This is a genomic window from Pseudoalteromonas sp. CNAT2-18.1 (assembly GCF_022347865.1).
GTDB lineage: Bacteria > Pseudomonadota > Gammaproteobacteria > Enterobacterales > Alteromonadaceae > Pseudoalteromonas > Pseudoalteromonas ruthenica.
This window is the reverse complement of record NZ_JAKRFR010000005.1, coordinates 75,572-101,734: the sequence shown is the minus strand read 5'-3', so window position 1 is coordinate 101,734 and position 26,163 is coordinate 75,572. Positions and strand designations below refer to the sequence as shown.

19 protein-coding genes are annotated in these 26,163 nt (G+C 47.3%); 12 read left to right on the top strand and 7 right to left on the bottom strand.

Going from position 1 to position 26,163, the window contains the following annotated elements:
* Positions 1–7: 7 nt before the first annotated feature.
* Together MHM94_RS11950 and MHM94_RS11945 are read right to left on the bottom strand one after the other, a co-directional pair.
* On the bottom strand, positions 8–3,106 hold the full coding sequence (locus tag MHM94_RS11950) for an efflux RND transporter permease subunit (RefSeq protein ID WP_045979292.1): 3,099 nt from the start codon (positions 3,104–3,106) through the stop codon (positions 8–10).
* Positions 3,103–4,167 carry an efflux RND transporter periplasmic adaptor subunit gene (locus MHM94_RS11945; RefSeq protein ID WP_138587701.1) on the bottom strand — a complete coding sequence of 355 codons (1,065 nt, stop codon included), beginning with the start codon at positions 4,165–4,167 and terminating at the stop codon, positions 3,103–3,105. The genes MHM94_RS11950 and MHM94_RS11945 overlap by 4 nt, the downstream gene beginning before the upstream one ends.
* Positions 4,168–4,404: 237 nt before the next feature.
* On the opposite strand from MHM94_RS11945, the gene MHM94_RS11940 reads away from it, so the two are divergent.
* The 8 genes from MHM94_RS11940 to MHM94_RS11905 all read left to right on the top strand — a co-directional run bounded on the left by MHM94_RS11940 (position 4,405) and on the right by MHM94_RS11905 (position 12,681).
* The gene (locus MHM94_RS11940) at positions 4,405–5,175 is read left to right on the top strand and encodes a DUF2982 domain-containing protein (RefSeq protein WP_235419576.1); all 771 of its coding nucleotides are present in this window, start codon (positions 4,405–4,407) and stop codon (positions 5,173–5,175) included.
* 14 nt (positions 5,176–5,189) lie between these two features.
* Positions 5,190–5,522: a hypothetical protein gene (locus MHM94_RS11935; protein WP_022943414.1), complete on the top strand. Its 333-nt coding sequence runs from the start codon at positions 5,190–5,192 to the stop codon at positions 5,520–5,522.
* A 79-nt stretch (positions 5,523–5,601) separates the two neighbouring features.
* Positions 5,602–7,263 carry a DUF1566 domain-containing protein gene (locus MHM94_RS11930; RefSeq protein ID WP_235419577.1) on the top strand — a complete coding sequence of 554 codons (1,662 nt, stop codon included), beginning with the start codon at positions 5,602–5,604 and terminating at the stop codon, positions 7,261–7,263.
* A gap of 8 nt (positions 7,264–7,271) precedes the next feature.
* Positions 7,272–7,781 carry a DUF1566 domain-containing protein gene (locus tag MHM94_RS11925; protein WP_235419578.1) on the top strand — a complete coding sequence of 170 codons (510 nt, stop codon included), beginning with the start codon at positions 7,272–7,274 and terminating at the stop codon, positions 7,779–7,781.
* Between the two features lie 76 nt (positions 7,782–7,857).
* Positions 7,858–8,034, top strand: a complete 177-nt coding sequence (locus tag MHM94_RS11920; RefSeq protein WP_156148001.1) for a hypothetical protein — start codon at positions 7,858–7,860, stop codon at positions 8,032–8,034.
* Between the two features lie 109 nt (positions 8,035–8,143).
* A complete protein-coding gene (gene dinB / locus MHM94_RS11915; protein WP_235419579.1) occupies positions 8,144–9,196 on the top strand; it encodes a DNA polymerase IV in 1,053 nt (350 codons plus the stop codon).
* 143 nt (positions 9,197–9,339) lie between these two features.
* Entirely contained in the window at positions 9,340–11,025 is a 1,686-nt protein-coding gene (locus MHM94_RS11910) for a carbon starvation protein A (protein ID WP_235419580.1), read from the top strand.
* Between the two features lie 114 nt (positions 11,026–11,139).
* Entirely contained in the window at positions 11,140–12,681 is a 1,542-nt protein-coding gene (locus MHM94_RS11905; RefSeq protein WP_235419581.1) for a leucyl aminopeptidase family protein, read from the top strand.
* A gap of 79 nt (positions 12,682–12,760) precedes the next feature.
* Here the strand turns inward: MHM94_RS11905 and MHM94_RS11900 are convergent, their stop codons facing one another.
* Positions 12,761–14,395, bottom strand: a complete 1,635-nt coding sequence (locus MHM94_RS11900) for a methyl-accepting chemotaxis protein (protein WP_235419582.1) — start codon at positions 14,393–14,395, stop codon at positions 12,761–12,763.
* A 136-nt stretch (positions 14,396–14,531) separates the two neighbouring features.
* Positions 14,532–16,730: a S9 family peptidase gene (locus tag MHM94_RS11895; RefSeq protein WP_235419630.1), complete on the bottom strand. Its 2,199-nt coding sequence runs from the start codon at positions 16,728–16,730 to the stop codon at positions 14,532–14,534.
* 130 nt (positions 16,731–16,860) lie between these two features.
* Here MHM94_RS11895 and MHM94_RS11890 point away from each other — a divergent pair, with 130 nt between their 5' ends.
* A complete protein-coding gene (locus tag MHM94_RS11890) occupies positions 16,861–17,253 on the top strand; it encodes an HIT family protein (protein ID WP_235419583.1) in 393 nt (130 codons plus the stop codon).
* Positions 17,254–17,302: 49 nt separating this feature from the next.
* Here MHM94_RS11890 and MHM94_RS11885 read toward each other — a convergent pair whose 3' ends face one another.
* Positions 17,303–18,994 (bottom strand): Zn-dependent hydrolase, encoded by a 1,692-nt coding sequence (locus MHM94_RS11885; protein ID WP_235419584.1) that lies wholly within the window; start codon positions 18,992–18,994, stop codon positions 17,303–17,305.
* 280 nt (positions 18,995–19,274) lie between these two features.
* On the opposite strand from MHM94_RS11885, the gene MHM94_RS11880 reads away from it, so the two are divergent.
* Positions 19,275–20,114 (top strand): HDOD domain-containing protein, encoded by an 840-nt coding sequence (locus tag MHM94_RS11880; protein ID WP_045979301.1) that lies wholly within the window; start codon positions 19,275–19,277, stop codon positions 20,112–20,114.
* Positions 20,115–20,155: 41 nt separating this feature from the next.
* On the opposite strand, the gene rdgC is transcribed toward MHM94_RS11880, so the two are convergent.
* Together rdgC and MHM94_RS11870 are read right to left on the bottom strand one after the other, a co-directional pair.
* Positions 20,156–21,064, bottom strand: coding sequence for a recombination-associated protein RdgC (gene rdgC, locus MHM94_RS11875; protein ID WP_022943426.1), 909 nt, complete (start codon positions 21,062–21,064; stop codon positions 20,156–20,158).
* Between the two features lie 66 nt (positions 21,065–21,130).
* Positions 21,131–22,891, bottom strand: coding sequence for a HAMP domain-containing sensor histidine kinase (locus MHM94_RS11870; protein WP_235419585.1), 1,761 nt, complete (start codon positions 22,889–22,891; stop codon positions 21,131–21,133).
* Positions 22,892–23,127: 236 nt separating this feature from the next.
* Here MHM94_RS11870 and MHM94_RS11865 point away from each other — a divergent pair, with 236 nt between their 5' ends.
* Both MHM94_RS11865 and thrA read left to right on the top strand, forming a co-directional pair.
* On the top strand, positions 23,128–23,493 hold the full coding sequence (locus tag MHM94_RS11865; protein WP_022943428.1) for a response regulator: 366 nt from the start codon (positions 23,128–23,130) through the stop codon (positions 23,491–23,493).
* A gap of 251 nt (positions 23,494–23,744) precedes the next feature.
* Complete coding sequence (gene thrA / locus MHM94_RS11860; protein ID WP_235419586.1) at positions 23,745–26,162, top strand: bifunctional aspartate kinase/homoserine dehydrogenase I; 2,418 nt, start codon at positions 23,745–23,747, stop codon at positions 26,160–26,162.
* Position 26,163 lies beyond the last annotated feature (1 nt).

The following is a 26,163-nucleotide window of genomic DNA, read 5'->3' as shown; positions in this document are numbered from 1 at the left end:
TCGTGCACTATTGCTGTTTGAGCGGGTTATCTTGTTGCTGTTTTGCCAAGCGTTGCTGTAAATACTCTGGTGACTGAGTATGACGAGCAAGGGCATAGTAAGCACTGGGTACTACGAACAAGGTGAGTATGGTCGCGATGCTTACCCCGGTAAAGATCACCACACCAATAACCATACGGCTTTCAGCTCCAGGGCCGCTTGCTAGCACTAGAGGCACCGAACTCATCACTGTGGTTAGCGACGTCATAATAATAGGGCGCAAACGTTGTGTGGCAGCTTGGATTAGCGCTGTTTGAAATTCCAGACCCTTATCACGCAACTGGTTGGCAAATTCAACAATAAGAATACCGTTTTTGGCGCTTAAGCCAATAAGCATAACGATACCAATTTGGCTGTAAATATTGAGGGTCAAACCGGTTATATGCAAACCAAATAACGACCCAGCAATCCCCAGTGGTACGGTAAGCATGATCACCAAGGGGTGAACGAAGCTCTCAAACTGTGCTGCCAACACCAAGAAGGTCACCGTTAATGCCAGAATAAAGACATACACCATGGCGGAGGCGCCTTCATAGAACAACTGTGACTCCCCTTTATAGTCAATGGCGCCATCAATATCATTTTCCTCTGCAGCCACTTGGTTTAAGAAACTTAAGGCTTCCTCTAAAGTGTAGCCGCTAGCGAGGTTGGCACTTAAGGTAATAGCGCGCATACGGTTGTAACGATTCAACCTAGACGCTGTGGCTTCTTCAGAGATACTGATTAAGCTATCAAGGGGCACCAGTTGCCCGGAGCGTGAGTTTACATAGATATTAGAGACATCTTGTGGGCTGGCAAAGTCTTGTTTCTCGCCCTTTAAAATCACATCATATTCTTCACCACGGTCAATAAAGGTGGTGACACGGCGTTGCCCGAGCATCGTCTCCAAAGTGCGGCCTATATCAGAGACAGAGACCCCTAAGTCGGCGGCTTTGTTCTTATCGATACTGACCAAAAATTGTGGGAAGGTCTCTTTATAATCATGGTCGATACGCACTAACCCGGGGTTTTTCTCTGCCCGAGCAATAATGCGGTCACGCCAATCGGCAAGCTCGTCATAATCATTGCCTTGCAAAACAAACTCAACGGGGCGCGAAGAACCGCCGCCGCCAATGCCACTGCGCATGATGGCAAAGGCGCGAATATCCGTTACTTCACGCATCTTGCCACTGATCTCATTCATTACCGTCCAGGTATCGCGTTTGCGCTCGCCCCAATCAGCCATGCCGATAATCGCAACGCCACCTTGACCACCCCAACCCGGCACTCGAACCAGAACTCGATTGAGTTCACCCGAGTCAACATACGGCAACAAGCGTTGCTCAATTTTATCCATATTGGCGGCGTTATTTTCATAGCTTGCGCCCTCTGGGCCGTTCATCATCACAAAGAAGGTGCCTCGGTCTTCCTTAGGTGTCAGTTCAGATGGAATCTGCTGAAACAGCAGATAACTGGCAAGACCCGCTAGCATCAGCACTACGGCCAACATTTTTGAGCGTCGAACATTGCCCTCAAGAGTGCGAGCATAGGCGCCTTCAAGTTTTGCAAATTGACGGTCCATCCACTGACTAAACCGGCCCTCGCTTTCACTTTGCTTCAGCACTTTTGAACACAGAGCTGGGGAAAGTGTGAGTGCGGTGATACTGGAGAAGAACACAGCCGCGCTCACCGCCATGGCAAACTCAGTGAATAAAGCGCCGATACGGCCATCCATAAAGACTAAGGGCACAAACACGGAGATCAGTACCAACGTGGTTGCAACAATGGCAAAACCCACTTCGCGGGCGCCGCGATACGCGGCGAGTAAACGAGGCTCACCGAGCTCAATACGCCGGTGAATATTCTCCAACATCACAATGGCGTCATCGACCACCAAACCGATAGCAAGCACCAGTGCCAACAGGGTTAGCAAGTTGATAGAGTAGCCCATGGCAAGTAAAAACATAAAGCTGCCAACTAAGGCTACAGGGACGGTGATTGCTGGAATTAACGTGGCGCGCACGTTGCCTAAGAACAGGTAGATAACCAAAACCACTAAGGCCATTGATATGGCCAGCGTACGATACACCTCATCAATAGACTCTTTAATGAAAATCGAGGAGTCATAGCTGTCTTCTATTGTGGTACCTGGAGGCAAGTTGCGTTTGATGTTTTCTAATTCTTTGCGAGCGTTCTCCACCACGGTGAGGGTGTTAGCCTTTGCTTGTTTAACCACACCTAGGCCAATCATATTGCGGCCATTACCACGGAATAAACTTTCTTCGTCGGCGGCTTCAAGCTGTACATCAGCGACTTCGTTTAAACGCACGAGATAGCCATCATCACCACGAGCAATAACCAAGTTTTGAAAGTCAGTAGGACTTATATAGCTACGCGCGGTACGGACCGAAAAATCACGATCAACAGACTCGATTTCCCCTGCTGGCAGCTCTACGTTTTCAGCTCGCAAAACTTGCTCAATATCGCTGGCTGTAACGCCCCGTGCCGCCATGGCCTCGCGGTCTAGCCAAATCTTCATTGCATACTGGCGTTCACCACCCACTCGAACATTGGATACGCCGTCAACAACCGCAAGGCGATCAACAATGTAGCGCTGAGCATAATCGGATAGCTGCAAGGTATTCATGGTTGAGCTATTGAGTACAAACCAAGCTATAGGACTTTCATCGGAATTGGATTTGGATACTTCCGGAGGTCTAACTTGGTCGGGGAGGTTGTCCAGTGCGCGCGACACACGCTCTCGCACATCATTTGCCGCCGCATCGATATCTCGGTCAATATTAAACTCGATGGTGATATTAGAGCGGCCATTGCGCGACGAGGACGTGATACTTTTTATGCCTTCAATCCCGGAGATGCGGTTTTCAATTACTTGAGTAATTTTAGTTTCGATAATTTCCGCAGAAGCACCAGTGTAGTCAGTACTGACGCTGACAATGGGACTATCGATATCTGGATACTCTCGAAGGGGCAGCATTGAGAATGCCACCAAACCGAAGGTCAGTAATAAAAGGTTGATTACAATCGCAAAAACCGGACGCTTAACAGCCGTGTCGGTGATTCTCACAGCGCAGCCTCCTCAACAGTCACGGCTGAGCCTGAGCGCAGTTTAATAATGCCTTCTGTGACCACTTGATCGCCACTGCTTAGACCCTCACTGATGCCTACCCAACCGTTATAGCGCTTATCGATTTTCACCTCGACCTCTTTGGCTACACCTTCCACAATTTGAAAAACGAAGTGTTTGTTTTGACGTGGAATAATGGCCTTTTCTGGTACCAATAAGGCCTCATAGGTTTGCAATTCCAGTTGCGTACCGAGTAACATCCCTGGGCGCAAGATATTGTCTTCATTGGCGAAGCTGGCGCTAATTGGCACGCTACGGGTGTTGGTGTCGATACGAGAGCTGACATGAGACACTTTGCCGGTAAACAGCTTATTTGGGTAAGCGTCACTGCGTGCAGTTACTGTCATTCCCACACCCAGCTGCGCAAGGTACTTCTCTGGCACATTAAAGTCGACTTTAATTACGCTGATGTCGTCTAACGTGGTAATTTCAGTGTTGGTGCTCACGAATGCCCCTTTAGACACCATGCGTTTACCTAGCACTCCCGAAAAGGGCGCGGTAACACGCATCTCCGCGAGTTTGGTTTTAGCAGCTTCAAGCTGAGCCTGGGTGGCTTCAAACTTTGCTAATTGCTCTTCTAACAGTGACTTTGCCGTGGCTTGTGAACGGGCCAGCTCGGTCAAACGATTCAACTGCCGTTCTACTTCAGAGAGATTGGCTTGCAGCTCCTTGACTCGCAACTGTTCCTCAGTATCTCGTAATTGCACCAGTCGTTGTCCTGCTTGCACTTTGTCGCCATCATCAAAATGGATACTGTCGATATAGTCACTTTGGGCGCTTTTAATGTATACGGCTTGGTTTGCTCGCGCGCTGCCGATACCATCAACGGTGATAGCTCGGCTGTCTTTGGTCACGGTATGAGCTTGCACGCGAGTTGATTGAGCGCCCATGTTGGGTTGCTGTGATTGCCCTTTGGGCAGATATAAGTAAATACACAGCCCTAAGAAAATGATAATAATGACAGGGAAAAGTGCCTTGCCCGAATGCCTACTGTGGTTCATCGACGGTACCTATGGTTTCTCGGCTGAAAAAGGTGAGAGCTTAGTTTACAAACTTGCGCTCTAACACATAGACCGCCAATCCTGTATTTTTGTGTGTTAACCGAAAATTCAGCAAAATGATGCACTGTGTTCCCAATTTGCCGCATTTTTGTAACCTTTGCCTACCCTTGCTGCGTATAAAACTCGCAAATTATACGTACAATAGGAGTATACGTAGTGGCACCAAAAAGAGAGCGTATGAGTAATAAAAAAACACCCCCTAATACGCAGCCCTCAGAACAGGGGAGCGCCAGCCGATACGCGAAAATTCGAGCCCACAGTGCGCGCCACGGCAGCGAAATACTCATTACCAGCGCGATTGTCTTGGTATTCTTGGTGTTGTTTATACAGTTTAAAAGCGCTGACATATTGATAGCGGAGATTTTCTTACTGAGCGCCGCTTTAGTTGGCATGCTAGTGGGATACTTAAAGCTGAGAGAGCCGTTTTACAGCATTTTTCTCGACAAACAGAAACTTAGCTATAATCATAAATACGGCTGGTGGCAGCTGGATGTCGATAACGTACAACAGGTCGGTGTGGTGAGTATCGACCAAGCAATGCAGACGCTCGAGTTAAATGTTGTGGGCCTAAGCTTGAAGCGAGAAGATGAGTTCTTAAATAAGCTTTCACCCCGGTTGGCGGGCCGTTTGCTAGTGGAACAACGGCATTATTTGCTGCAGGCGATCAAAGCGTATTGCCGCGATGGCAATGAATGCCCACCACAGTGGTTGATTGAGGATACCGAGTACGTCAGCCAGTCGGGGCAAAAATATACTGGATTATTAGCTATGTTTGCTAATAGAATGAAGAACTTAAAATTTTTGACTGGGTATGAAATATTAATACCCGCCGCTATGTTAGACCGTGATATTTGGGCGTTCAGCTATTTATTACATAGATGGCAACGCGACCCGGCTAACACTGTGGTGCAGTTGCAACAGCAACTCAATAGCCACAGTAGCAAGTAGACAGGATAAGACATATGTCTGACGATAGAGCATTTATAAAAAGTGGTCGTAATACCATCATTCATAAAATTAAGAAGCTGGATTTAGTCATCGTTAATGGCGAAGAGCAGCCAAAAATTAAAGTGACTCAGCACGGCCTAGAGCCCTTTAAAGAAGAGCTTCCCAAAAATCGTCGAGAGGCTAAAGAGCGCTATCTTGAGATGGTGTACATTGCCAGCCCGGATGTTTTTGCAGAAGAAAAACGCTTGCTATTTATTCAAGCTTTGGATGGGCGAGAATACAAAGTCGATTACTCCAAAGTTGGTACTAAACTATTTGTTCGTATTCACCAGGACAGTTATTTATAACACCTGATAAATACGGTTTGTTGATGATGTTGGCAAGCAACTTGCGTTGGTAGGGCTATGCAATAATTGGGAGCACATCATGGGTCGACTTATTCATAGCGCGCTCAGCATCATTTTGGCCACGGGATTGGTTGCCTGTGGTGGCAGTGGCGGCGACGAAGTCACTGAAAATGCGAGTATTAATGTTGGTGCTGATCGCGATGCGGTAGAAAAATCAGAATTAATCATCAACGCGCAAGTGTCGCCTCCCGGAGGCACTTTCAGGTGGCAACAACTTTCCGGTCCGGCTATCGAAGGGCTACCCAGTGAAGAGCAAGAGTTGGCGCTGATGCTCCCGGACGTTAAGGGTGACCGCGCGGCGCAAATTAAGGTCGATTATCGAGCCCCAGACAATACCTTAGTATCTGATACGCTTACCATTAATATCGCTTCAGCAAACCAGTTACCACAGATAGCCATAGCGCAAATTGCCCCCGAACAACTGCCCTCACAATATAATGATGTTGTCACCTTGAGTGCGGCTGGCTCTAGCGATCCTGATGAAAACGGCTTTATTGCAAGTTATTTATGGCAACAAACTGAGGGCCCGCAACTGCAGTTTAGCGCTGTTGATGAAGCTACTTTAAGTTTTCGCCACCCGCTACTAGATAGTGATACCACGCTTGCGTGGACTGTGTTTGTCAGTGATGACGAGGGCGGTCAAGTGAGCACCGAATATAGCCTGCTGCTAAATAAAACCGCGCAAGTGGTCATTGCCAATGCAGGGGAGGACCAGCAGGCCACTGAGTTTGATACCGTGACTCTCAATGCCGGTAATAGTGAAACGGTGAGTGGTCAGTTTAGCTGTTACTGGCAGCAGCAAAGCGGCAGTGCCGTCACCCTAGCCAGTGAGCGCCAGTGCGAAACGCAGTTTGTTGCTCCCGACATCGATGTAGCACAACAACTGAGCTTTAGCGTTAGGGTGAGCGATGAACTTAACCGCAGTGCGAGTGATGAGGTCACTGTGAGCGTGCAGCGTCGCGCGTTGGGGCTGATTAACGACACCGGTATGAGCGCGTGCTTTAATAACAGCCAAGCAATCAGCTGTGATAGCACAGACTTCCAAGGGCAAGATGCGCAGCAAGGCCGAGACAGTGTAGCGCAGCGCTTAGACAAAGTGGGCAAAGGAGATATGGCCTTTGACTTTACTAAACTGAATGAGTTTGCCGACGAATTGCCCGACTCTGCCACCGAGTTTGCTTGTGTACGCGATAATGTCACTGGCCTTATATGGGAAGTGAAACAAGCCAACCCCCACACTTTACCAAATACCGACTTGCGCGAAGGTCAGAATCATTACAGTTGGGCTCTTAACGGTGAGGGAGGCGTGCTTATCGGGAGTGAGCGCGCGCCAGCCAATAGCTCATGTCCTAGTGACGTCGATTGCTCGGTGCAACAATATATCGATGAGGTCAATGCCATCGACTTTTGCGGTGGGGCCAATTGGCGTCTACCTACCTATGTTGAGTTGCTGAGCTTGGTGGATTATCAACGCCATGGTCAGGCACTCATGATTAGCCCGGACTACTTTACTCACACCCCGTCGGTGAGTTTACTGGGGCATTTAAACTACTGGACATCACGCACCAGCGTTGACGGCCAATCTTTATCTCAAGCCTTTATTATTGATATGAGCTCAGGTAACGATTTGGCTTACCCCAAAGGTAATACCGCTTACGTACGTTTGGTGCGCAACCCATAGGAGTGATCATGAATTATACGTTTCTAATCGTGGTGGCTGTGGTGAGTACATCGCTTTGGGCTGAACAGCGTTGTTATAATCTGCAAGCTAGTACCCCGGCAGAGCGCTTTGTGATTCATGCTGATGGTACGATTACTGATAACGCCACAGGGCTGATGTGGCAACGTTGTAGCTATGGGCAACAGTTCGATGCTGAACTGCAAAGTTGCTCTGGGGCGGCGCAACAGCTTAACTGGCAGCAGGCACTGCAAAGCGCCACTAATGATGAGTTTGCCGGTTTTGATGACTGGCACTTGCCTAACAGTAAAGAACTCGCATCCATTGTTGAGCATCGATGTGTTGAGCCCAGCCTAAATTTAGACCTGTTTTTAGATGCCAGTAATGATAATTACTGGTCCAGCACATCTGCAGTAACACCGGCAGATCATGCTTGGGTGTATGAATTTTACAGTGGTAAAAATAGTCTTCATGCTAAAAGTAGTGATGTATTTGTGCGTTTAGTACGCTATCAGCAATAACTGCTTACATTTTGTTCGTATACAGCGTAGCGAGCACTGAGTAAGGTAGAGTTAAGTACATTTACGAGAAACATCAATGACGCTGAGAAAGTACCTGTGGCTATGGGCCTTACCTTTGGCGCTGTTGTGCTATGCCATCGGTAGTAGCCAAGGTGTGATTGCCTTGGTGCTGGTGGCGGTCGTGGGCGAGCTTATTTTTTGGCTTGGACTGTTTAAACGTAGCAAGCGCAGAGATAACGCACCAAAACCTTAGTTTGATTGTTTATACAGTGCTTTATACAGTTGTTTGTGGCTTTTCCTTACACTTTTTGTCACTATAGTTTCACCTAAAACTGTTGGGCTGCCCTGGCCCCACAAGCGCGATGAAGAAATTTATCCATATTGATATGGATTGCTTTTATGCCGCCGTAGAGATGCGCGACAATCCTGAACTTGCAAACCTGCCTTTGGCCATTGGCGGGCGTAGTCGTCGTGGAGTGCTATCAACGGCAAACTATATTGCTCGACAGTACGGCGTACGTTCGGCGATGTCTAACTACCATGCTAAACAATTGTGCCCAGATTTAGTCATTGTCCCGGGGCGGATGCAACTTTATAAGCAAATCTCACAGCAAATTCGCGCCATTTTTAGCCGTTATACGGACCTTATCGAGCCACTTTCTTTGGATGAAGCGTACTTGGATGTGACTCAAGCACAGGTATGCCGTGGCAGTGCCACACTTATTGCTGAGCAAATTCGCCAAGATATCTTCCAACAAACTGGACTGACAGCCTCAGCAGGAGTCGCACCTATTAAGTTTGTTGCCAAAATAGCCAGCGACGAGAATAAGCCGAATGGGCAATGCGTAATTCTTCCTGAGCAACTGCCAGACTTTCTTGCTCAGTTGGACTTAAAGAAAATCCCCGGCGTTGGCAAAGTGACGCTAGAGCGGTTGCATCAGAAAGGATTATACAAAGGCCAGGATGTGCTGGATAAGGGAGTAAACTGGATGCAGCAGCATATAGGGAATTTTGGTGTGTCCTTATACCAAAAGTGTGCAGGCGAAGTAATAGGGCGAGTTAAAACCGAGCGCATTCGCAAGTCACTCAGCGTTGAACACACTTACGAATATAACAAAACCTCATTGCTACAATGTCACCAGGCCTTACCCGCTTTACTCGAGGAGTTGCAACAACGCCTTGAGCGCAACCAACTTAGCAACGCCATTAACAAGTTGTCAGTCAAAGTAAAGTTTGCCGATTTTCAGGTGACTACTGCTGATCAAAGTGGATTCGCCTTGAATCTAGACACTTTCGCAGCGCTAACGACGAAAGCCTATCAACGCGGCAACACTCCAGAGGTGAGATTACTGGGCTTGGGCGTTGGAATTTCACAGCAACAGCAACAAGCTACCCAGTTAAGCATTTTAGACTAAAGCGTTAATGAATTTTTAAACTAAGCTGATAAGGTAAATTGCTACTTTAGGCACTTAGCCTCGTCGGCCTGTGCTCGTGCGACTAATACACTTTGCTAAAGCGAAGAGTATTGTAATGACAACAAAAATAAAGAGAGAAGACTATGCAATCAGTAGTTATTGTCTTGCTTGGTATTGTCGGCATGCTATTTGGCTGGTTCGTCTATTCCAAGTTTATCGCCGAAAAAATCTTCAAAATGGACGATAAGTTTGTAACTCCAGCTCATGAGCTCCAAGACGGCGTTGATTATGTGCCAACCAATAAAGTGGTATTGTGGGGACACCATTTTACCTCGGTAGCGGGTGCCGCGCCCATTGTAGGTCCCGCGATTGCGGTTTATTGGGGATGGGTGCCTGCGGTATTGTGGGTCGTATTTGGTACTATTTTCTTTGCTGGTGTTCACGACATGGGCGCCCTATGGGCCAGTGCTCGGCACAAGGGCAAATCCATGGGGGCGTTATCAGAATCAGTCATAGGCTCGCGCACGCGTTCTCTATTCATGATTGTGGTGTTTTTGGTGCTGTTGATGGTGAATGCGGTATTTGGCGTGGTGATTGCGAACTCGTTTGTCTCGCAACCTAATGCGGTATTCCCAGCTTGGTCGGCGATTGTGGTGGCCTTAGTGATAGGTCAGCTGCTGCGTCGAAATATGCCGCTTATTCCTTTGTGTGCCATTGGTGTTGGCGTACTCTACGCTACGATTTACATGGGCAGCTCAATGCCCCTGGCACTGCCTAGTGAAATGTTTGGGTTAGCGGATAAAGCCAACTGGATCATTATTCTCTTTGTCTATGCTGCAGTTGCTTCGTTATTACCTGTTTGGATGCTACTGCAACCGCGCGACTTCATTAACGGCATGCAGCTGTTGGTGGGGCTGGTTCTGCTTTATGGCGCTGTCTTTGTTTCTATGCCTGATATCACAGCTCCCGCGTTTAACATGCAAACCGCTGCTGACACGCCCAGTATTATCCCCTTGTTGTTTGTCACCATAGCCTGTGGTGCGGTGTCAGGCTTCCATGGCATCGTGTCCTCAGGAACGAGCTCAAAACAACTGAATAAAGAAACCGATGGTCGCTTTGTGGGGTACCTCGGTGCCGTAGGGGAAGGATGTTTAGCGCTTATCACGCTGGTGGCCGTTAGTGGCGTGGCCTTGGCTGTTTCCCCAGAGGAGTGGCATGAAATATACAGTCATTTAGGCGCTGGCAGTGTGAGTGCTTTTATTACCGGTGGCGCTAATTTAATTGAAAGTGGCTGGGGTATTTCCACCGAAGTTGCTTCAACCCTATTGGCGGTAATGGTGGTGTTATTTGCAGGCACAACGATGGACTCAGGTGTGCGTCTCCAGCGTTATATTATTCAAGAGTGGGGCGACATTTATAAAATATCGGCACTTAAAAATGGCGTCGTTGCTACGTTAGTTGCGGTGGGGTGTTGTTTGTTACTTGCCTTTGGCGCCGGTGGCGCATCTGGCAGTGGTGGCATGATCATTTGGCCGCTATTTGGTTCTACCAACCAAATCCTTGCCAGCTTAACCTTACTGGTGATCTCGGTGATGCTTATAAAAGCAGGTCGTCCGGCTAAATTCACGCTGATCCCTATGGTCTTTGTATTGATTATGGCGTTCTTTGCGGGGGTCATTAAACTTGCTGAGTACTACCAACAGGGGAACTGGTTGCTTGTTGTGCTCGATGCCATCGTCCTTATTGTTAGTGTGTTGGTCATGCTTGAGGCGTGGTCTGTGATCGCTAAACATAAGCGGGAAAAACAGCAAGGTTCAGAGCAAGCGTAAGCACAACTTGTCAACGCCACTTTACAATCCCTAAGGTGGCGCAGGGCTTCGCTAGTCAAGACCCCGTAAATCACCGATAATGTAGGTCCTTTGTTTTAGATTAGGACCTTTTTTATGTCTTATGCACGCGCTACGTCTTGCGCTAGCCTTGATGCACTTAGTGCAACCAGCGAAAACGATGCTCTTATTATTATCTGTGACTCCCTTGATGCGCTGCCCCAAGCCTATGCTGAACAAATCAATACTCACGCGGCGATAGATAGCCGTGTAGGTAAGCAACCGGCATTATTGATCAGCGAACAAGCGCCAGGTAAGCGCTTGATTGTGACTCCCACAGGCCCTTTAGGGCGGGATTATGATGATGTGCGCCGTGTCTTTGAAGCGGCTAAAAAAGGCATTGCCGTAGCGAAGGAAGCAGGCGCTATCAAGCCGGCTTTGTATGTGCATAATATTCAACAGCGTCCAGGTTATGAGTTCGCATTGGAAGTGGCCTTTTTAGGTGCTAACCAAGCGTTATGGCAGCCCTTAGAAGCACGTGAATATCATGGCGATGCTATCTCTGCACTGAATACTATTAGCTTGGTCGGCGCTACAGATGAACAACTAAAACAGGTCAACGCGATTGCCGCCGGCCAATATGCGGCACGTGATTTATGTGGCACTGAGCCAGAGCGTATGGCGCCGCCTCGCTTCGCTGATTATTGTGTCGAGGCTTTTGCTGGTACTGCGGTGAAGGTCGATGTGATCAGTGATATCGCGACGATTGATAAAGAGTATCCTTTGCTTAGTACCGTTGCTCGCGCATCCTATGCGGTAGAGCGTCATCACCCACGCGTGGTAAAAATGGCCTATGTGCCTGAAGGCAATGTTGAACGCACGTTGATCTTTGTCGGTAAGGGCCTTGTTTACGATACCGGTGGTGCGGACTTAAAAGTTGGTGGCTTCATGGCCGGCATGAGTCGCGATAAAGGCGGTGCCGCATCTGTCGCTGGGTTTATGAAAGCCGTCGCTGAAGCACAGCCTAAAGGAGTCAAAGTGATTGCCTATTTGGCCGTGGTTCGTAATTCCATTGGTTCGGATTGCTTTGTTCCTGATGAGATTATTACCAGCCGTGAAGGCATCCGCGTGCGCATTGGTAATACCGATGCTGAGGGCCGCTTGGCAATGGGTGATTTACTCAGTGAGGCTAAAGAAGTGGCCAAAGGCGAGGTGAATCCTGAGCTCTTTACCGTAGCTACTCTCACCGGGCATGCCGCCCGAGCTGTGGGGCCTTATAGTGCCTATGTTGAAAATGGTCCAGCGCGTAAAGCGCAGCTCTCACAGCAATTGGTGGAGCAGGGTGACTTATGGGCCGATTGCGCCGAGGTATCGCGTTCGCGTCGCGAAGACTATGATTTTGTGCAACCACGCACCTTAGCTGACGATGTGCTTTCCAGTAATAATGCCGCATCGGCAGTCACTGCTCGGGGCCATCAGTTCCCGATGGCCTTTTTGGCGATTGTGGGTGGGTTAGATAAGCATGGCTTAGATAGCGAGCAGCCGCTTCCTTATGTACATATGGATATTGCCGGCAGTGGTGTGGAAGGCGGCGATTGGCAGCACGGAAAACCAACTGCGGCTACGGTAGCAAGCTTATTTGCTAAATACTGTCGCTAACGCTGGCAGCAATAGCCGGTATTGTTAAGCTAAAAAGGCCGCCGTTGGGCGGCCTTTTTATGACCGGAGAGCGATGACTTCATATTTTGAAGCGCTTAACTATACTGGCGAGTGTTTGACTGGCCTGTTCTAGTTCGTTACTCGCCTGGTTCATAACCTGTGTGCTGGAGAGCGACTCATTGGTTGCATGGGCTAAATCATTGAGCCGCTGCGACACTTCGCTAGAGGCGTCATTTTGTTGCTCAGTGGCGCGGGCGATATGAGCGTTCATTTCCCGGATAGAGTCAACCAAGCGGTTGATTTCATCCAATGCTTCGGTGGTATTCGCGGTGGACTCAACAGTATTATCCGAGATCTGTTGGCTGTTTTGTACGGCCTGCACGGCTTTTTCCGCACCTTGTTGCAACTGCTCAATCATAGCTTGAATTTCATCGGTGCTTTGGCCTGTGCGGCTGGCTAAGGTGCGCACCTCATCAGCAACAACTGCGAACCCACGGCCTTGCTCGCCAGCTCTCGCCGCTTCTATGGCGGCATTGAGCGCTAAAAGGTTGGTTTGCTCGGAAATGCCGCGAATCACATCCAGCACACTGCCAATATTATTACTTTGGCTGGCTAACTGCTGCACTACCTCAGCGACTTGTTCAATTTGTGTGCTTAAACGGGTGATCGCATTCACTGTGTTATGAACCACTGATTTTACTTGATCTGCATAACTGTTCGCTTCGTTGCTAGCTTGCTCGGCGTTATTGGCATAATCACTGATGTCTTTCACTTGGTGACTTACCTGTTCCATTGCGGTGGCCACTTGTGCTGAGCTGTCGCTCTGCAGCTCAATATGATGTTGATTTTGCTGGGCCGTCGATTGTAGTTGCGCCACATGCTCACTCACTTTATTGGCTTGCTCATTGACCGCTTCTATGGATTGGCGCATCTTTTCGGTGTAATCATTAAAGTGCCTGGCAAGGCGAGAGACCTCGTCATTGCCGCTGCTGTCTAAACGCTGGGTTAGGTCTCCCTCACCTTGCGCTATATCTTTCATCATGTCTGCTGCGTGACGAATAGGCCCCATCACACTTTGTGCTATTAAATAGCCCATCACTAACAGCACCGCGAGAATCACAACGCCCTCGAGGATAAGAATTGTTTTGCTACGTGCAAACGTGTCCTCAATGTGATCAATATAAACGCCGGAGCCAATCACCCAGCCCCAGGGTTCAAACCCCTTAACGAACGCTATTTTATCGACAGGCTGGTCTTTTCCTGGCTTTGGCCACTTGTAGGGCACAAAGCCTTCACCTTGACGTTCGACCAGCTCAGCCATTTGCACGAATAGTTTCACGCCATCGGGGTCGGCGGTGTTAGCTAACGACTTGCCTTCGAGCTGCGGCTTAAACGGGTGCATGACCATGGTCGGGCTGGTGTCATTGATCCAAAAATAATTGGAATCACCGTAGCGCAAAGCGCGAATGGCATCTTTAGCGGCAACTTTCGCTTGCTTATCCGTGAGGGCGCTCGTTTGTGCTTGTTGGTGGTAATACGCCGCGATGCTGTGTGCATTTTCTACTAGGTTGCGCGTTTTCTCATGTTGCCCATCCAGCAAAGAGCTGTATTGGTTAGTCAGTGAGGTCGCGACTAAGATGATGATACCGAGTAGGGCAAGAACGAGTAGGGCAATCAGGCGTTGATAAATACTAAGGCGACGAAGTTGCTGCATAACAAATCCTTGGAACGAGGTAATGCTATGAGTTTAGTCGATTCTAAGTGAGTGAGCCTAAAAATAAGTATGGATTTTCAGTAGATTGTAAAAGAAATCAGGCCAGCAGAAGCCGGCCTGATAGAAGCGTAGAAACTTACTCTTGAGCCATATCAAAATGGCGGTTAAAGAAGTCGGTAATGGTGTGATGCAGGTGCGTTTGTACCTTTTTACCTCGCAAGCTATGTTTCGAGCCTGGGTAGGTCATCATTTCAAACGGCAACGCCTTGTCTTGTAGCTGTTTAAACAGCTTAGTGGCGTGGGTAAAGAGCACGTTGTCATCAGCCATGCCATGATAAATCATGAGCGGACCCTTGAGGCCATCGCTGTATGGAAAGACCGCGCTTTGTTCATAGCCTTTGGCATTAGTTTTTGGATGGCCAAGATAGCGCTCTGTGTAATGAGTATCATACAACGACCAGTCGGTAACAGGAGCACCTGATACACCGGCTTTGAAATAATCGCCAGCTTTAAACATCCCCATTAACGCCATGTAACCGCCGTAGCTATGGCCATAAATACCTATGCGCTGCGGGTCTACGTAATCTAAGGTGCGTAAAAATTCGACGCCTTTAATTTGATCCTGCACCTCACTTTCACCAAGGTGTTTGTAGATCACGTCTTCAAAGCGCTTTCCGCGATTGTAGGAGCCGCGATTATCAAGCTGAAATACCACATAGCCTTGTTGCACCATGTATTGAAAGTATAGGTTTTTACTGCGCCAGCTGTTGGTAACTCGCTGCGCATGTGGGCCGCCATATACATTGACAATGACCGGGTGCTTTTGCTTTTTATTCAGTTTGCGTGGCTTGAACAGGCGGTAGTGCATTACCTGACCGTCTTGTGCCTTTATGGTGCCGTATTCAGGCTCTACTAAGTCGCTGGTGTAAGGGCTGAGTGGGTGCTGTTCATCAATGGCATTTTGCTCTAACCAAGTGACAAAGTCGCCATTGGTTTTGCGCAGTGCAACATAGGGAGGGCGGTTTACCGACGAGGCACGGTCAATAAAGGTCTTGCTATCCTCTGCAAGAACGACGTTATGATATTCACCCGCTGCGGTGATGCGCGTAATCTCACCGGCTTCAAATAGGGGAGTGCTATACAAATGGCTTTCCAACGGCGTGTCTTTGCGACCGGCAAAATACACGACGCCATTTTGCTCATCAACGCCTTTTAATGACTCAACAATCCAATCCCCTTGGGTGATTTGGCGTACCAGTGTGCCATCGACCTTGTACAGGTAAAGGTGTTTGTAACCATCGCGCTCTGACGCCCAGATAAAGTGCTCTTTATCTTGCAAAAACTTCAGATCGAAGTGCAGGTTAATCCATGTATCACTGCTCTCTTTTACGGCCACGCGTTGGTTTTTTTCGGCGCTATCATAAAAGCGCAGCTCAAGCTCTTGCTGCGATCGGTTTTGCCATTGATAAGACAGAGTGTGGTTGTCTTTGAGCCATTTTGCACGGGCAATGTAAATATCCTTGTCGGTGCCTAAGTCAATCCAATCAACCTGTTTGTCATCAATATGGACAACGCCTAGCTCTATGGCCACATTGTCAGTGCCAGTATAGGGGTAGCGCTGGTTAAATAGTTTCACTTCGTCGGCATAAATCTCGTTACGAATCGCCTCTTCTACGGGGCTCTCATCGATACGGGTAAAGGCTATTTTCTGTTCATCACCGGACCACCAGTAGCCGGTCATGCGGCTCATTTCTTCCTGCGCCACAAACTCAGCCATGCCATTTTTAATAACGCCGCCGCCATCTTGAGTGAGCTGGATTTCTTTGCCACTAGCCAGTTCTAAGGCATACAAGTTCTGGTCGCGGATAAAAGAGACAAAATTGCCTTTCGGGGAGAATCGCGCGTCGGTTTCAAACGCTTCGGTATCGGTGAGCTTACGGCTTTCGCCACTGGCCAGTTGATAGTAATACAAGTCCCCATTGAGTGGGAAAAGCAACGCTTGTCCATCTTTGGACCAGGTATACTCCAAAATTCCACGGCCAAAAATACGTTGGCGCTCACGGCGCGCTTTTTCTTCATCAGAGAGATTTTCCGGCCCTGAGAACAATGCTTGCGAATCGACTAACATGCGGTTGCTGTTGTCTTTGAGATTGTATTCCCATAGGTCGTAGCGATTGTAGTCTTCTTTCTTTCCTTGCAAGTAGGTAACGCGGCTACCATCTGGAGAAAACTTAAGCTTTACAGGCGCTTTACCAGCTAAACTAGGGTCGTCAAAAATGCGCTCGAGCGTCAGCTCTTTGGCAGTCGCTGCGCCGCAGGCTAAGCTTGCAGCCAAGGCAACAGATAAGTATTTGGTTGTATTAGACACGGGTAAACCTTATTGTTGTAGTGATGCGTTGATGGTACTGATGCACTGTCATAAGCGCAACTTTATGCCACTAAACTTGCAGCAACAGGAGGATGCTATGTTTGCATTAGCACCAGAGTTGGAACGAGATTGTATTGAATTGGCGGATTGGCCGTTGTGTAAAGTGTTGTTGATGAATGACAGCCAGTACCCTTGGTTTATTCTGGTACCGCGCAAAAGCGGATTGAAAGAGATCATTGATTTAAGTGATCGTGACCAAATCGTGTTAGGACGTGAATCGGCGAAGCTTAGCTGTATGTTAAAAACAGTGTTCAAACCAGCAAAGTTAAATGTTGCTGCTTTAGGTAATATGGTTGAGCAGTTGCACATTCATCATATTGCTCGCTTTGAGCAAGACCCCGCTTGGCCCAAACCGGTGTGGGGGGTACACCGACCTAAACCGTACACTGAAGCGCAAATTCAACAGATTAAAGAGAATTTGCAGCTATAAAAAAACAGCGCCGAAAGGCGCTGTTTTTATGTCGTCTATAAATACAGTCTTAGTTTAAGCCTAATACCTTTTTGCCCTGGATGAAGTCGACATCCACAGGGATATTCGCTTTGCTGAGCTTTTCTAAATCAGCGGCCAGTTCAGGTTTAATTTCACCCATGGTAGCAACGAGTTGGTCGACCTTCTGATAGTCACCGTCACCTTGCAGGGTAAGAATTAAATTCGATAGCTTGCTCATGGCTGCAGCCATCTTATCCATATTTACCTGATATAGGCCGTTTTCATCTTTGGAGAACGCGCCTTCTTGTTTGAAAAAGTTAAAGCGGATCATATTAGCTTTACCGTGCGCGCTGGATGCGCCGAAACGCACAGAGCGGAAGATTCCAGCCATAAAGGTGACATAGTAATCTTCTAACGTACCCTCGGTAATCTCGCCTTTATTCAATAGCTGCTCAACCATATACAAGCCCAGGATATCCGCCTTACCTTCTTCCAATGCACTCGCGTGCTCTTGAAGCGACTGGCGTACGGTGCCTTTACCGGTAATGGTGTTTTTAATACCTAGGCCATGCGCCACTTCGTGGAACATGGTATTGGCAAAAAAGGCGTCGAAAGTAATGTGTTTGCGCTGCTCGGGCACAATAAGCTCAGCGGCAATGGGCATGAGGATTTTGTCGAACTTAGCGCGCATGGCATTTTTAAGTTGCAGGCGGCGAGTGCCTTTTTCCAGTTGCACTTGCTCATCATTAGGCAGGTTGATAGCTATGGTTTTGCTGCCAGCATTGGAGTGGCCAGCATAGTAGATGACATCATACGCATTAAGGTCGGCGTCTGAACCAGGAACCTCTTGCTTATATTGCTCCGCCACAGGCAGACCTTTTTGTAGCTCCGGAAGGAATTGCGCAAATTTTGCTAAACGCTCACTCCAGGCCATGTCTTTGACCAAAACATAGGATTCAAAAGCCGCACGATAACCGAAAAGTTGATCTTCATAGGTTTCGATTGGGCCAATAACCACATCAATGGGGTTATTTTTCATATCCATCCAAGCAAAATCAGAGGCTTGATAGTCATCACTTAGCAAGGCATCGGCACGCATACTCAAGTAGTTAGCGAATTCTTTATTATCGGCCAGTTCGCTCGCTTGGCGCAGCAAATCTGCGGCAGCTTCCAATGCTTGGGCGTATTCTACTGAATAAGGCACACTGTAAAGCTCACCATTGTCATCGCGTTTGATGATGGAATAAAGGCCTGTTTTATCTTTTACACTGCTTTGCTCTAATTCTTCTTTCGTCATGTCAGCTGGGTAAAATTGAGCCCCTGCTGGTTTGTGCTCAAAGCCGCTTAAAAAAGGCTGATCGCCGTTTAAGCGATCCCAAGGACCATAGTTAATCTTGGCAAAGTGACGCACTTGTTCATCATCTAGGCTCGCTAAGAAATCTTGTTGCTCGCCACCGAAAGCCTGACGCCAAAACAGTTGGTCCATAATTTTTGAGGCATCAATCAGTTTAGCGAGCATTTTTTGCTGATTCCCGCTTAGGTGTGACAAGTTGGTATTGAGCTCAAAATCGGTGTAAATGTTAAGCCGCTCGCGTTCAATATTTATCAATTCAGGGCCACTGCTTGGTTGTGCGCTCGCCGCTGTTTGTTCAGTAGTTGACTGTGGTTGCTTGGAGCAGGCGCCAAGTGCGAATACAGAGCTAATAAGCAGTGCTTGAGAAATTTTCGACAATTTACTCATGGGATCCTCTTTCGGTGTAACTCGTTATTGGACTGTAAAGTAAGACAAAAAACACAGTCCATTGAGAGAGTTTATTATTCGGTTATAGCGGGGGAGAGCCCCGTGTTGTTGGGCATTAAAGCAACTCAAGGGCTGGCTGGCAATAATGATTATGGGAACATAGGTAATTATTTTTTGTAAATAAATGGGCAATTGCGCTATCACTTTCTAAACTTTATCGGTAACTTATAGCTAATTTATAAGAAAAAACGGCTTTGCTGACATAAAGGATACTGGCGACATGTCCACAGAAAACGCTTTGCTGACCATCTTGGTTGACCGCATAAATAACGATACTTTGGTGCTGCCAACCTTGCCGGAAGTGGCACTTCGAGTGCGTAACGCTGCAGATGACCCGGATATAACCTTACATGATATGGCGGACGTGATCGCCAATGATCCCGCATTAGCAGCACGGATGATCAAAGTTGCGAATAGCGCCTTGATGAGTCGCTCGGTGAAGGTGACAACTATAAACCAAGCCGTTACGCGCATCGGCCTAAGGCAGATAAAAAATATCGCCACAGCGATGGCGATGGAGCAGCTCTTCGTCTCTCAGCATGAGCTGATCAAAGGCTATATGGATAAGGCATGGCAAAAGACAATTCGTGTTGCCTGCCATTCGATAGCGCTCGTGCAGAATTTTCGCAAGCAACAGCGTCATGATACGATTAATACCGAAACTATCACCTTGGCAGCACTGACCTACAATATTGGTATTTTGCCTATTCTCACCGAGGCTGAGAAGCACCCAGAGGTGTTTGCTAATCCGAGTTTTTTAGCTCATGCCATTCAAAAACTAGCAGGGCGCATTGGTGCTGCTATTTTAACCGCTTGGGACTTCTCTGATGAATTCGTAGAAGTAGCAAAGTGCTGGGCCGATCCTAATTATCGTCCTAAAGAGGTGGAGTTTGTCGATTTCATTCGTATGGGCGCGATCATGGAGGGCATTTTACAAGTGTCAGATAAGTCGTCCGCACTAAATGTTTATGTCGATAAAGGGATTATCCCATCTGTGGAAATATTTGCTGACGATGAGTATCAGGAAGTCGTGGGTGATATAAGAGAAATATTCAGTTAAAAAAAGGAGCCTCAGGCTCCTTTTTCAGTTATGCATTGCACTTACAAATCCTCGGCATCGCCTAATTGATTGGTCAAGGCATCAAGGAGTTGTTTGATTTCTTCGGAGGCAAGAATAAAGTCTGCGTCAAGCTTTACTGCCATGTCTTCTTTAGGAATATCGGCATTTTCTTCTTTTAACGTATCGGCATAACTGACGCGTTTAATAGAGCCATCATTTTGCAATAAGAACTTCACTCGTTCTTGATACTCCAGCGCCAGCTTAGTGACCTCTTTGCCATTATCTAAGTGGTTTTTAACCTCATCACTGGATAGATCATGGCCTTTAAACTTCACTTGTGCCCCATTGTCATCTTGCTCTTGCAACTCGGCGTCTAAGCCAATCGCGAAGCCTTCTGGAGCGTTGAATTCCTTCAACCAAGACGTTAAAAATAAGCCAAGATCATAATTTGCAAACGCTGGCACAACAGGCAATGTACCTAGTGACTTACGCAATAACGCAAGTAACTCTTCTGCTTTATTAAAGCTGGCACTATTGACCACAACCCAGCCATTTTCCATATCAATAAAAGCAAATTGGAGGCTAGACTTCTTAAATGCTTGCGGCAGCAAAGAATGCAAAATGTTTTCTTTTAGCTCATCTTTTTCTTTTTTGCTAACGCGGCGGTTTTCTTCAGCTTCTAAATGATCGACCTTTTCCTGCACCATCTCGTTGACGACCGCAGGGGGCAGTACTTTTTCTTCCCGCTTAGCGCACACTAAAACAGTACTTTGCGAGAAGTGACTGAGCATCTGACCATGTTTGCCAAACGGCTTGGTCCAGCCAAAGGTATGCATGTCTTGGCTGCCACAGGGGCGGAATACGTCTTGCTCTAGGGCTTTTTCAAAATCGTCTTGTTGGTAACTGATGTCTTGCTTAAAGCGATAACAGATAAGGTTGCTAAACCACATAGTTTTACTTCCGTTGAGCTGTGGGCTCGAATTAAATGTGGCGCCATCATAGCAGGAGTCACCTTACTAATTAAACATTTGCATTGGCTTTGGTAGGTCTTTTGGGATAGTAATCCGGTATTGCAAACCTTGGCCTGGCTCGCTGCTCACTTCAATCTCACCCCCCAAGGTTTGTTTAACCAAATTGAAGGTGATATGAGTGCCCAGACCACTGCCGCCCTGGTCACGTTTGGTGGTAAAGAAGGGGTCAAACAGTTTATCTAATTGTTCGGCATCAACACCACGACCATTATCACGATAGTTGATATCCACTAAGCCATCATTTTCGCTCACATCAATAGTGATAGTGCCCTTTTCGACACCTTCAAAGCCATGAATGAGTGAGTTCATAATTAGGTTAGTGAAGATTTGGCTAATAGCACCTGCAGGTAAATTGAGCACCAAGTTATCGGGGCAATTTACATCCACCTGGTGTTGAGTTTTCTTAATTTTTGGGTGCAGTGAGCGAATCACCTCGCCCAAGTACTCTTTAAAGTTTATGGTGCGTACCGCTTCACTGGCCTGATCGACCGCTATTTGTTTAAAGCTGGCAACTAATTCTGAGGCGCGGGCAAGATTTGAAGTGAGCAGTTCAGTACTTTGCTTCGCATCTTTAATAAACTCTTCTAGCGCTTTTGGGGAAAGTGTTTTTTCTTTATAGGCATACTCAATGGCATCGAGACGCTCTTGTAAGAAGGAGGTTGCGGTAACACCAATTCCCACAGGTGTGTTGATATCATGAGTGATACCCGCGACTAAACCACCCAGCGCTGCCATTTTCTCCGAGCCAAGCAAGCGCTCTTGGGCCAAATTGAGCTCATCGACATAACGCTGCATCTCGCTTTGCTTGGTTAGCAACTCTTGTTCGGTATGACGGCGCAGTTCAATTTCCTCCGTTAAGTTGAGCTTTTGTTTTTCCAGCTCATACTTCTGCTGCTGCAAGTCCATCATCGCTTGGCTTAGGTTTGAGGTCTTTCTTGCTACCTCTTGCTCCAGCTGTAAGTTTTGCTGGTCTAGTTTTTCATTGCTTTTCAATAACTCTTTTTGGGTGTGTTCTAATTTATTGCGATACTCGACTACTTTGTTGATCATGTTGTTGAATGACTGCGCCATGACATTCAACTCGTTTTTTTCATTACTATCGAGGTTTATTCTTGTCCCTTCTAAGTCATCTAGCTCGAGGCTTTCAATCTGCTCGGTAAGTTGATTGAGCGGATGGGTGAGGTGTTTACGAAAAGCCAATAAAAACAATAAGATCAAAAACGCGGTTTTGATCATGGCGTTGCCGACCAGAAGATAGATTGACACGATAATACGGCTGACAACCACATCTCGGCTGGAAAAAAGTGTGACATCACCCACTTGGGTGGCGCGCCCAGAAAACTCAAAAATTAACGGAAAGGTGTAACCAAATAATCCGGAGGGAGTATCTTCTATGATAGAAGCATCTTGCACTAATTGTTGCGAGTAGAGCTCGCGAATGTCTAAAGAGCGCCCGAGTTGAGAGATCACTTCGCCGCTGTCATCACGGACAATAATTCCTTCAACCATAGGAATAGCAATTAACCCTTCGGCGATGGTAATACTTTGATCGGTATTTAATTCCCAAATTGCGCGGGTAAGGCTGCCACTAAAGGTCTTTTGCAGTGTTTGTAGTTCATCGCGTATGTAGTTTTTGGTATTCAAGTACTCAGCAAAGACTTGGCCGCAAGTGACAACAAATGTGAGTAAAAAATACACCGACAAAACACTGGTTAGGAGCTTCTTCGACAAACTATTATGCAACATACGAGTACAGAGCCCTTGTATAAACCATGAAAAAGCGATGATAAAACGTCAATTATCAGCCCTAAATTCGCCATTGGCTTCAAAAACCTAAAGCTAGCCAAGATTCTTGAAAAAATAAATAAAATAATAGCTTAAAGACTGCAGATTAACAAAAATCTGTGGCCTTCGGTGTTAAGATTTGTTTATAGCTATGGTATAACCTACTGATATAAGTTTTACCCTCAAATGGCGTAGTAATGGCTTTTCAGGTGTTAGTCTGTGACGATTCCGTAATGGCTCGAAAACAAGCGAGCAAAGCGGTTATGTCTATTTTGCCTTGCGCGGTGACGCACGCTACAGATGGTGAACATGCACTGACGCTAATGAGCGAACAACACTTTGATCTTCTCTGTTTAGACCTCACCATGCCGAAAATTGACGGTATCGGGGTATTACAACAAATGCGCATACGCAAAATAGAAACCTACGTAGTGGTTATTTCTGCCGACGTACAGTCGCAAATGAAGCAGCGCACAGCGCAACTCGGCGCCCTTGGATTCATTAATAAACCGGTAAAAACAGATGCTTTAGCGGATGTTTTGCATAAATTTGGCGTTTACTAATCTTAGTTATATCTAAAAAGCATATTTTTTCTTTTCTTTAGCTGTTGACAGAAATAGTCATTTTCGTGCAGTCTAGAACCATGAACACAAATTACGCAACACTGACCACCATTATTACCACCACCATCCTTAGCGGATAGTGGCATGGGTCGGTGCGCAGAGAAAAAAGGCCTATGCTCACTGAGCATAGGCCTTTTTTTTGGCCTATCGTCACGATCTGGTAAAAAGGTGTTATTGGGAATGAGGAAAACATGCAAGTACTAAAGTTTGGAGGCTCGTCACTGGCCGATGCCAGTTGTTTAAAGCGAGTAAGTGAGATTGTCCGCCAGGAGCTCAAAGAGCAAATGCTGCTGGTATTGTCAGCCCCCGGCGGTATGACGGATACATTGGTGGGATTAGCTGAGAGTGCGGCGACAGGTGTAGATATCCAGTCACAGTGGCAACTGTTTTATGAGCGTGCACATACCTTGAAAGACGAAGTGTGTGAGCAAAATCAGCAGCCTACAAACTGGCCCGATTTTAAGCAGTTAAAACAAAAGCTAGAAGGCGTGGCTTTATTAGGACAGTGCCCGGATTCGGTGTTCGCTTATGTAATTAGCTTTGGTGAGCGCATTAGTGTGGCCTTGATGCAGGTGCTACTCGATGATTTTCGCCCTCATTATATGAGTGCGGAACAAGTTATCCGCTCCAGCGGTGGCTACTTAAACGCTGAAGTTGATCTAGATATATCAAAACTACAGTTTCGTGAATATTTGCACGCTAACCCCGCAAAAATATATATTATGCCTGGCTTCACCGGGGCCAATGACGATGCACAATTGACTACGCTAGGGCGTAATGGCTCCGACTATTCTGCTGCTGTGGCAGCCGCTTGTTTAGAGGCCGATATCTGTCAAATCTGGACCGATGTTGACGGTGTATACAGCGCTGACCCTCGCTATATCAAAGGGGCCACTAAGGTCGATTTTCTGTCTTACAAAGAAGCGATGGAACTCTCTTACTTTGGCGCTAAAGTCTTGCATCCCAAAACCATTGTGCCATGCGCAAAAGCGGGCGTGCCATGTGAGATAAAAAATACCCACAACAGTAAAGAACCCGGCTCATTGATCAGTGATGAAGTCACTGAAAGTGAGCCGGTAAAAGCGATCTCAAGTTTACAAGATTTGGCTATGCTCACGGTGTCAGGGCCGGGCATGAAAGGCAAAGTCGGCATGGCGGCCAAAGTGTTTACTGCGTTAGCAGCCGATAATGTCTCTATTGTTCTCATCACCCAGTCCAGCTGTGAGTTCAGCATTAGCTTTTGCGTGCATCAGCAAGATTTAGCCTTGGCGCTGCATGCTCTCGAACAAGCCTTTGAACTTGAGTCAAAAGCGGGGCTTATTGAGCCTGTACAAGTGCAGCGGAATTTGGCAATTGTTACGCTAGTTGGCGATAACATGCGAGCACACAAAGGCTTAGCAGCGAAGTTCTTTGCCTCGCTGGCGCAGGCTCAAGTGAATATCGTTGCCATAGCCCAGGATTCAACAGAGAGTTCAATTTCTGCGGTTGTTGATGGTGAGTTATGTAATGATGCAGTGAAGGTTTGTCATGAAAACTTCTTTACCCATGTGCCTTCTATTGATGTTTTCCTGCTCGGCTGTGGACTTGTTGGCAGCGAGCTGCTAAGCCAAGTGCGTAGGCAACAACAATGGTTGCAACAACGTAATATCAAACTCAAAGTCCGAGGCGTGGCCAACTCGCGACAGATGCTGTTAAACAGTGACGGGATTGATCTAGAAAATTGGCAGCAGCCATTGGCGCAGACCTCACAGCAATTTGATCTAACCTTGCTGGAACAGTTCGTTAAGCAAAACCATCTGATTAACCCGGTGTTAGTGGATTGCAGCTCCTCTGGTGCGCTCGCTGCTCAGTATGCCGATTTCCTTAATGCTGGTTTTCATGTGGTAGCGGCTAATAAAAAGGCCAATACCAGCTCGCAGGCTTACTATCAGCAGCTCAAACTCGCTGCGCAGCGCAACAATCGCCGTTTTTTGTATGAAACCAATGTTGGCGCCGGCTTACCCGTGCTCGATAACTTGCAGTTGTTATTCGGTGCCGGTGATGAGCTTCTGCATTTTAGCGGCATTTTATCGGGATCGTTATCTTATATGTTCGGTGTTATCGGTGATGGCTTAAGCCTGTCACAAGCAACCATCAAAGCTAAAGAAAATGGCTTTACTGAGCCGGACCCTCGTGATGACCTATCAGGGACTGATGTCGCCCGTAAACTACTTATTATCGCTAGGGAGTCTGGTTTGGCACTTGAGCTGGATGATATTGAAGTGGAGTCGGTATTGCCGCCGGGCTTCGCCGAGGGACTGAGCGTTGATGAGTTTATGGCTAAATTACCACAACTTGATTCAGACTTCGCCGATAAGGTTGCCAGCGCCCAAGCCGAAGGAAAGGTCTTGCGTTATGTTGGCGCAATTGAAGATGGTCATTGTCGTGTTGGTATTGAAGCCGTTGATAGTCGACATGCGTTGTATGACATTCGTGACGGCGAAAATGCCTTAGCTATTTTGAGTCAGTATTATCAGCCCAAGCCTTACGTTATTCGCGGTTATGGCGCAGGAGCCGAAGTGACCGCAGCGGGAGTTTTCGCTGATATTTTGAAAACCTTACCACGTTAGG

Excerpts from the sequence above, each read along its gene's own strand:
- MHM94_RS11925 (WP_235419578.1), top strand. The coding sequence starts at position 7,272 with ATGAATTATACGTTTCTAATCGTGGTGGCTGTGGTGAGTACATCGCTT.
- MHM94_RS11945 (WP_138587701.1), bottom strand. The coding sequence starts at position 4,167 with ATGAACCACAGTAGGCATTCGGGCAAGGCACTTTTCCCTGTCATTATT.
- MHM94_RS11940 (WP_235419576.1), top strand. The coding sequence starts at position 4,405 with ATGAGTAATAAAAAAACACCCCCTAATACGCAGCCCTCAGAACAGGGG.
- MHM94_RS11890 (WP_235419583.1), top strand. The coding sequence starts at position 16,861 with ATGTTTGCATTAGCACCAGAGTTGGAACGAGATTGTATTGAATTGGCG.
- MHM94_RS11870 (WP_235419585.1), bottom strand. The coding sequence starts at position 22,891 with ATGTTGCATAATAGTTTGTCGAAGAAGCTCCTAACCAGTGTTTTGTCG.
- rdgC (WP_022943426.1), bottom strand. The coding sequence starts at position 21,064 with ATGTGGTTTAGCAACCTTATCTGTTATCGCTTTAAGCAAGACATCAGT.
- thrA (WP_235419586.1), top strand. The coding sequence starts at position 23,745 with ATGCAAGTACTAAAGTTTGGAGGCTCGTCACTGGCCGATGCCAGTTGT.
- MHM94_RS11905 (WP_235419581.1), top strand. The coding sequence starts at position 11,140 with ATGTCTTATGCACGCGCTACGTCTTGCGCTAGCCTTGATGCACTTAGT.
- MHM94_RS11900 (WP_235419582.1), bottom strand. The coding sequence starts at position 14,395 with ATGCAGCAACTTCGTCGCCTTAGTATTTATCAACGCCTGATTGCCCTA.
- MHM94_RS11880 (WP_045979301.1), top strand. The coding sequence starts at position 19,275 with ATGTCCACAGAAAACGCTTTGCTGACCATCTTGGTTGACCGCATAAAT.
- MHM94_RS11910 (WP_235419580.1), top strand. The coding sequence starts at position 9,340 with ATGCAATCAGTAGTTATTGTCTTGCTTGGTATTGTCGGCATGCTATTT.
- MHM94_RS11885 (WP_235419584.1), bottom strand. The coding sequence starts at position 18,994 with ATGAGTAAATTGTCGAAAATTTCTCAAGCACTGCTTATTAGCTCTGTA.
- MHM94_RS11920 (WP_156148001.1), top strand. The coding sequence starts at position 7,858 with ATGACGCTGAGAAAGTACCTGTGGCTATGGGCCTTACCTTTGGCGCTG.
- MHM94_RS11935 (WP_022943414.1), top strand. The coding sequence starts at position 5,190 with ATGTCTGACGATAGAGCATTTATAAAAAGTGGTCGTAATACCATCATT.
- dinB (WP_235419579.1), top strand. The coding sequence starts at position 8,144 with ATGAAGAAATTTATCCATATTGATATGGATTGCTTTTATGCCGCCGTA.
- MHM94_RS11930 (WP_235419577.1), top strand. The coding sequence starts at position 5,602 with ATGGGTCGACTTATTCATAGCGCGCTCAGCATCATTTTGGCCACGGGA.
- MHM94_RS11865 (WP_022943428.1), top strand. The coding sequence starts at position 23,128 with ATGGCTTTTCAGGTGTTAGTCTGTGACGATTCCGTAATGGCTCGAAAA.